Below are 1,368 nucleotides of genomic sequence, written 5' to 3' on the forward strand. Positions count from 1 at the left end.
CCAGAACTCTCCTGCCATGATCCAAACTCCAGCGTTTTCCAGCTTGAATCATGAAAGCTTAAACCAATCAACATCCTGATTGGGTTTCGTGCCTAGAGCGGTTCAGCGTTTGATTGAATCGAATGGATTCCGCTGGTGTTGATTTTGTGATTGAAGATGCTGGCTGGAACGGAGGCCATCATCTTATGACAGCACCTCTATCCAATGATCTCCGCGAGCGGGCTGTCGCAGCGGTTCTTTCCGGTGAGAGCTGCCGATCGGTCGCGGCCCGGTTTGGTGTCGCCGTGTCGTCGGCTGTGAAGTGGTCCCAGCGCTACCGTTCGAGCGGGTCTGTCGCACCCGGCAAGATGGGCGGGCATCGCAAGCGTATTCTGGAGCCGCATCGGGCGTTCATTGTGGATCGGATCAACCAGACGCCACACCTGACGCTGCATGGGCTGAAGGATGAGTTGGCGGCGCGCGGGGTGAAAGTGTCCCACGACACGGTGTGGCAGTTCCTGCGCCGCGAGGGTCTTCGGTTCAAAAAAAAACGCTGTTCGCCCTTGAGCAGGCCCGCGCCGACATCGCGCGGCGGCGCCAGCGCTGGCGCTCCTTTCAGACCCGTCTCGATCCGCGCCGGCTCGTCTTCATCGATGAGACCTGGATCAAAACCAACATGGCGCCGCTGCGCGGCTGGGGAGCGAAAGGCAAGTGCCTGCGCGGCTTCGCCCCGCATGGCCACTGGCGCACGCTCACCTTTCTCGGCGCGCTGCGCTGGGACCGGCTGACAGCCCCTTGCGTCTTCGATGGGCCAATCAACGGCCAGTGCTTCCGCGCCTGGGTCGAGCAGCAACTCGTGCCCGTGCTCGAACCGGGCGACATCGTCGTCATGGACAATCTCGGTTCGCACAAATCGGCCGACGTCCGCAAGATGATAATGGCCGCTGGCGCAAGGCTCTGGTTCCTGCCACCCTACTCGCCAGACCTCAACCCGATCGAGCAGGCCTTCGCCAAAATCAAGCACTGGATGCGCATCGCTCAGAAGCGAACTTTCGAAGACACGTGGCGACACATCGGCCACCTCGTCTCAACCATCGAACCCGCAAAATGCGCAAAATACCTCCAAAACGCAGGATACGCTTCCGCCAAAACCTGAAAGACTCTAGGGTGGGAGGGGAGCTTGCAAAGGATCTGGCTGGGAGCGATGCTTCCGGCCAGGATGGTGGCGGCGATGCTCAGGATGTCTGGCCAGTTGCGCTCGATCAGGCTCTGTCGCAAACTCCTCGTCAACTATGTCGATGACATGACTGTCTCCAGTTTCAGAGGAGCACTTCATGGTTTCAGGCCGTCATTTTGACCGTTCGGTGATCCTGTTGTGCGTACGCCGGT

General features: G+C 59.6%; 2 protein-coding genes. One reads left to right on the forward strand and one right to left on the reverse strand.

Translation table 11 applies throughout. From position 1 onward, the window contains the following. Nucleotides 1-185: 185 nt before the first annotated feature. Nucleotides 186-1,135 (forward strand): IS630 family transposase gene (locus DES43_RS22230; protein ID WP_133676480.1). Its coding sequence is split into 2 segments (ribosomal slippage): nucleotides 186-521 and nucleotides 524-1,135, totalling 948 coding nucleotides; the frame shifts between segments, so codons are not numbered across the junction. Here the strand turns inward: DES43_RS22230 and DES43_RS23430 are convergent. Beyond that, nucleotides 1,018-1,269 (reverse strand): Tn3 family transposase, encoded by a 252-nt coding sequence (locus DES43_RS23430; protein WP_425359080.1) that lies wholly within the window; start codon nucleotides 1,267-1,269, stop codon nucleotides 1,018-1,020. The genes DES43_RS22230 and DES43_RS23430 overlap by 118 nt on opposite strands. Nucleotides 1,270-1,368: the final 99 nt, after the last annotated feature.

Source organism: Aquamicrobium defluvii (assembly GCF_004363725.1).
GTDB classification, from domain to species: Bacteria; Pseudomonadota; Alphaproteobacteria; order Rhizobiales; family Rhizobiaceae; genus Mesorhizobium; species Mesorhizobium defluvii.